We start from the raw sequence: 5,145 nt of genomic DNA, 5'->3' as shown, positions 1-5,145 counted from the left end.
CGCCGGCCGGCGACGGCGGGCTCGCCCCAGCCGCGCCCGATCTGTCCGCCCGGGACCAGATGCTGCCGCGAGGCTGGACCGCTTGCGGCAGGACCAGAGCCTGCTGTCTCTGCTGCTGGGGCAGGGCGACAACGACTCCGGCTTCGGAGGGGCCTTCGGGCCGGATGCGAAAGCGGACGCCTGATCGCGAATCCGGGCATGGTGAACCGCCCGTTAACGATGGCGGGCCGAAGGTGGCGTTCAACCGGAGATCGAGCCCCGTCCCATGACAGCCTACCGCGCCCGCCTGACCGAGATCGACATCCGCCGCCTGATCCAGTCGGCCGATGAGGACGAGCGGGCGGCGGCGGCCCACAAGCTGTGCCGCAGCATCGACCGGGCGGACCTGGACGACGAGGACCGCGCCGCGGCGCAGAAGATCCTCCGCCTGATGGCCAACGACGCGGCCGAGCTGGTGCGCCGGGCCCTGGCGGTGACGCTCAAGGCGTCGGACCTGATCCCCCGCGACGTGGCGCGCCGGCTGGCCGCCGACGTGGACAGCGTGGCTCTGCCCCTGATCAACTTCTCGCCGGTGTTCACCGACGCCGACCTGATCGAGATCGTCCAGGCCGGATCGGCCGTGCGCCAGGTCGCCGTGGCCAGCCGGCCCGGCGTGACCCGCGACGTCGCCACCGCCCTGGCCGAGGTCGGCTGCGAGCAGGCGGTGCGCACCTTGGCGGCCAACGACAACGCCGACATCGCCGAAGCCGCCCTGGGCCGGTGCGTCGACCGCTTCGGCGCGTCGGGAGAGGTCGTCGCGGCCCTGGCCTACCGCCAGGTCCTGCCCCTGTCGGTCAGCGAACGCCTGATCGAACTGGCCTCCGACGCCGTCCGCGAACACCTGGTCACCCGCCACGCCGTGGCGCCGGAGACCGCGATCCGGCTGGCGACCTTCGCCCGCGAACGGGCCACGGTGGACCTGATCGACCAGGCCTCCGCCCACGCCGACGTTTCGGCCTTCGTCGCCAATCTGAACGCCCGCCGGGCCCTGACCGGCTCGTTGCTGCTGCGCGCCCTGGCCCGAGGGCAGATGGGGCTGTTCGAGCACGGCATGGCCGAGCTGGCGGGCACGCCGCACCAGCGCGCATGGCTGATGATCCACGACGCCGGCCCGCTGGGCCTGAAGGCGATCTACGACCGCGCCGGCCTGCCGCCCCGCCTGTTCCAGGCGTTCCGGGCCGGCGTGGACACCTGGCGCGTCCTGCAGGCCGAGGGCGCCGACACTTCGGGCGACGACTTCCGCCAGCAGATGCTCGAACGCTTCCTGACCCAGCGCCCCAACGCGCCGCGCGAGGATCTGGCCTATCTGATGGAGCGGCTGGACCAGGCGCCCCTTCCGGCCCGCGGAGCTGTCGGCGCGGCGGCCTGAGGGCCGCGGGTGAAATGTGCACTCGAAAAAGCGAGTGCACATCGTGCACATTTCCGACTGTTCGATTGTCAAAGACCCGGTGAGAACAGCCTAGCGGGTCGATGCGTCAAGATCGGTCGTAACCGATGAAGAACGCGGAGCGCTTCGGGCGGGCCTACGCGGCTCGCCCGAAGTCGGCCGCGTCACCCTCATCCGCCGGCGAGAAGCGCGTCCAGTTGCCCGAAGGTCTCGTCCAGCGCGTCCGTCGCTCCGGCCCCGGCGTCGAGCGCTTTCTTTGAGGGATAGAGTTCGTGCATGACCAGCAGGGTCCGGCCGTCCCTCTCCTCGAAGGTCACCGTGGTCACCTGGCCTTCTTCGCCGGCCTCGTCGTTGGTCCAGACGATCCGCGAGTTAGGCTCGACCTCCAGGTATTTGCCGAAGAACTCATGGCCCCCGGCGAAGACCAGCCGGTAGCCGCCGCCGGTGCGGACATCCATCTCGACGGACTCGAGCGACATCCCCATCGATTTCGGGACCCACCAGCGCTTGAACAACTCGGGCGTGGTCCAGGCCTCGAACACCAGGCGCGCCGGGCCGTCGAACGTGCGCGTGACGACGAGTTCGCGGTCGGATGTCCGCTCCACCGTCGTGCGCGTCTTCGCGAGTTCGCTATCCACGGGTCTTCTCCTTCTCTTTCAATTCCTCGACGATCTCGTCCAGCGCGTCGAAGCGGGTGCTCCAGAGCTGGCGATACTGTTCGATCCACGCCGCTTCTTCGCCGAGTTGGCGCAGGCCGAGCCTGCAGGTCCGCACGCGGCCGATCTTCTCGGTGCTGACGAGCCCCGCCTGCTCCAGGACGCCGACGTGCTTCTTCATGCCCGTGAGGGTCATGTGGAACCTGTCGGCCAGCTCGGTGATCGACGCGTCCGAGCGTCCGAGCTGTTCCAGGACGCCGCGCCGGGTGGCGTCCGAGAGCGCGGCGAAGGCGGTGTCGAGACGGGCGGATGAAAGCTGAACCATGTGGTTCAGTTTAGGCGCAAGGGTTCGCGGAATGCAAGGGGTGAGGAGATGGGGTGCGGTGTCGTCCGCCGGTCCGCCTTGTCATCCCGGCCGTAGCGAAGCGGAGAGCCGGGACGGAACGCCGTCATCTCTATTTAATGCCGGACAGCCCGTCAGGGCTGAGCCGGCAGACGGCCGGATCCAGGCTTGGCCTTCTCCCGGATAACCGCTGCGCGGTTTCCGGGAGGCGGCGTTGAGCAGCGTCAAACGTCCCGGATAGCGCCTTCGGCGCTTCCGGGATGACAAAGCGCGTTCTCACATCAGAAGGGAGCGAGAGGGGCGACTTGTCGAGGAGCGCCGCTCCCGATCAGCCCTGGTGCTGGGCGACCCGGGCTTCCAGGGTCTCGGCCAGGATCTTGCCGGTCGGATGGTCGTCGGTCTGGATCTGGTCGCGGACGACGGCCTTGATCGCGTCGATGTGGGCGTCGATCAGCACCAGGGGCGCGGCCAGGCGCTTGGCCGGATCGTCCATCATCTTGCACAGCGAACCGGCCAGGCGGGTCACCAGCGGGTACTGATAGGTGCTTCCCAGGCCCTTCAGGTCGTGGGCGCGGAAGTAGAGCGCCTCGGCGGTCGCGGCGTTGTAGCCCTGGGTGCGGATGTCGCTCTGGGCCTTGTCCAGCTTGACGATCTCGTCCTGCAGCCACTGGCCGAACTGGGCCGACATCGCCTTCAGGGCCTCTTCGGCCTTGGCGATGGCGCTGGCGTCGATGCCGCCGAACGCGCCGCCGACCTTCATGCGAAGGGTGTTGGGCGGGCGAATGACCTGGGCCGAGTTGCTCACGGAGCGCTCCCGATAGTGGAAGCCGGCACCTTCGGCGATCCACCTTAAGAACCCGTCTACGGCTCTAGGAGGCGAATTGTTCGGCCAGCACGCGCTCTTCGAACGATCGACCGGCGTCGAACAGCATGGTCAGGGCGATGTCGCGCCGTTCGCGCACCTCGACCCGGCTGACGCGCCGGACCTCGAAGCTGTCGGCGGTCGCGCTGACCGGACGCTTGTCGGCCTCCAGCACCTCGAAGGTGACCTTGGCCTGGTGCGGCAGCAGGGCGCCGCGCCAGCGGCGGGGACGAAAGGCGCTGATCGGGGTCAGGGCCAGGACGCGCGAATCCAGCGGGATGATCGGTCCGTGGGCCGACAGGTTGTAGGCGGTGGAGCCGGCCGCGGTCGCCAGCAGGCAGCCGTCGCAGGACAACTCCTCCAGCCGCACGCGCCCGTCGACGCTGATCCTCAGCTTGGCGCTCTGGCGCGTCTGGCGCAGCAGCGACACCTCGTTGATGGCCAAGCCGCTCTGGACCTGGCCGGCCTCGGTCCAGGCGTCCATCTGCAGCGGATGGATGACCGCCCGCCCGGCCTCGGCCAGGCGCTCCAGCAGCCCATCCTCGTCGTAGTCGTTCATCAGGAAGCCGACCGAGCCGCGGTTCATGCCGAACACCGGGGTGCGCCGCTCCATGACCGTGTGCAGGGTCTCAAGCATGAAGCCGTCGCCGCCCAGGGCGACGATGACGTCGGCGGCGTCGGGATCCGCCGAGCCGTATCGGGCGGCCAGCCGCTCGCGGGCCACCATCGCCTCGGGGCGGTCCGAGGCGGTGAAGGCGATGCGCAGGCCGTGGGAAGGGTCGGTCACGACCGCACGCAAGCCGAGCCGCAGCCTGAAGTCAAACGGCGATCCGCTGTTCGGGCTCGTCGTCGGCGATCAGGGCCTTGAACGCCCGCGCGGCCGAGGTCGAGGACAAGGCCCCGCGCTGCCAGATCGCCTTGCCCAGGTCGCCGGGCAGGGACCGGTTCAGCTTGCGCACCTCGGCCAGCAGGGTGGGGAAGGCGGCGCGGTCGATGCCCACGGCGGCGCAGGCGTAGTAGAGCGCCTCGGGCGTCGGGGCGTTCAGCGCCTGCCGGATCTGGCCGACGGTGAAGCCGCCCAGGGCCGCGAGGCCGTGGACCAGCAGTTCGAGCCGCTTCTCGCGCACCGCGCGGATCAGGACGCCGGGCTTCAACTGGCCGGCGGCGTGGAGCTTGGCGACCAGCCGACGCTCCATCTCCTCGCGCTCGGGGCCCGTCTTCGGCGCCGGCTCGTCCGGGCCCGGGGCCCGCAGGACCTGCTCGACGGCGTCATAGACGGCGACGCCCAGGCGCTTCTCGTCGATGGCGAAACGGGCCGTGATCGACTGGCGTAGGGCTTCGCCGACCCAGTGGTACATCTGTTCCGCCAGGGCCTCGGTCAGCCGCGGGTGGCGGGCGAGCGGACTTCTGAGGGCGGCGACGCGGCGCGAGTGATCGACCAGCCGGCGCAGGCCCTCGCCGCTGATCTCGGCGGTTCTGTTGGTGGCCAAGGCCATCAGCACCGCCGGTTCGCCGCGATCGATGACGGCGTCGGCGACCCGGCCGCTGATGTGCGGGCGGCGGGCGACCGCGATCTGGTGCTCGAGCGACGACTGGATCAGCACGCGCAGCAGGTCCTCGTCCTGCAGCACGGGGCTGGAGGCCAGGACGGGGCGGGCGATATCGATCTCGTCGAGCGCCAGGACGTTGATCAGCGCCGCCGGCGCCCAGTCGGCGCTGGCCAGGCGTTCGGACAGGGCCTTGCGGACTTCGCGCTCGGCCTGGCGCGCCAGGGTCAGGAAGATCTCGCCCAGGACCGGCGACAGCTCGCCCCGGACGGCGGGCGGGCGTCGCACAGGGCGATGACGCCCCAGCAACA

Annotated in this window: 6 protein-coding genes and 1 pseudogene; 2 read left to right on the top strand and 5 right to left on the bottom strand. The window is 70.2% G+C overall.

The annotated features are described in order from the left end of the window. Positions 1-184 (top strand): annotated as a pseudogene (locus AC2W7C_RS13160) (hypothetical protein); the annotation flags it as partial. An 81-nt stretch (positions 185-265) separates the two neighbouring features. After that, complete coding sequence (gene spbR, locus AC2W7C_RS13155) at positions 266-1,408, top strand: SpbR family protein (protein WP_486001844.1); 1,143 nt, start codon at positions 266-268, stop codon at positions 1,406-1,408. Positions 1,409-1,596: 188 nt separating this feature from the next. Here spbR and AC2W7C_RS13150 read toward each other — a convergent pair whose 3' ends face one another. The 5 genes from AC2W7C_RS13150 to AC2W7C_RS13130 all read right to left on the bottom strand — a co-directional run. Beyond that, positions 1,597-2,064, bottom strand: a complete 468-nt coding sequence (locus tag AC2W7C_RS13150; RefSeq protein WP_486001843.1) for an SRPBCC domain-containing protein — start codon at positions 2,062-2,064, stop codon at positions 1,597-1,599. Next, positions 2,057-2,407, bottom strand: a complete 351-nt coding sequence (locus AC2W7C_RS13145) for an ArsR/SmtB family transcription factor (protein ID WP_486001842.1) — start codon at positions 2,405-2,407, stop codon at positions 2,057-2,059. Before AC2W7C_RS13145 ends, AC2W7C_RS13150 begins: the two co-directional genes overlap by 8 nt. A 346-nt stretch (positions 2,408-2,753) precedes the next feature. Continuing rightward, complete coding sequence (locus AC2W7C_RS13140) at positions 2,754-3,230, bottom strand: Hpt domain-containing protein (RefSeq protein ID WP_486001841.1); 477 nt, start codon at positions 3,228-3,230, stop codon at positions 2,754-2,756. 64 nt (positions 3,231-3,294) lie between these two features. Next, a complete protein-coding gene (locus AC2W7C_RS13135; RefSeq protein ID WP_486001840.1) occupies positions 3,295-4,074 on the bottom strand; it encodes an NAD kinase in 780 nt (259 codons plus the stop codon). Between the two features lie 31 nt (positions 4,075-4,105). Beyond that, the coding region (locus tag AC2W7C_RS13130) for a DUF2336 domain-containing protein (protein WP_486001839.1) at positions 4,106-5,145 on the bottom strand (1,040 nt) is incomplete at its 5' end.

It is taken from the genome of Brevundimonas sp. CURTG3B2_SDJG (assembly GCF_057364705.1).
Note: the sequence above shows the minus strand (reverse complement) of the source record. Positions and strands in the feature narration are given on the sequence as shown.

Coding starts and splice junctions, on each gene's coding strand:
- spbR (WP_486001844.1), top strand. CDS start 266: ATGACAGCCTACCGCGCCCGCCTGACCGAGATCGACATCCGCCGCCTG.
- AC2W7C_RS13145 (WP_486001842.1), bottom strand. CDS start 2,407: ATGGTTCAGCTTTCATCCGCCCGTCTCGACACCGCCTTCGCCGCGCTC.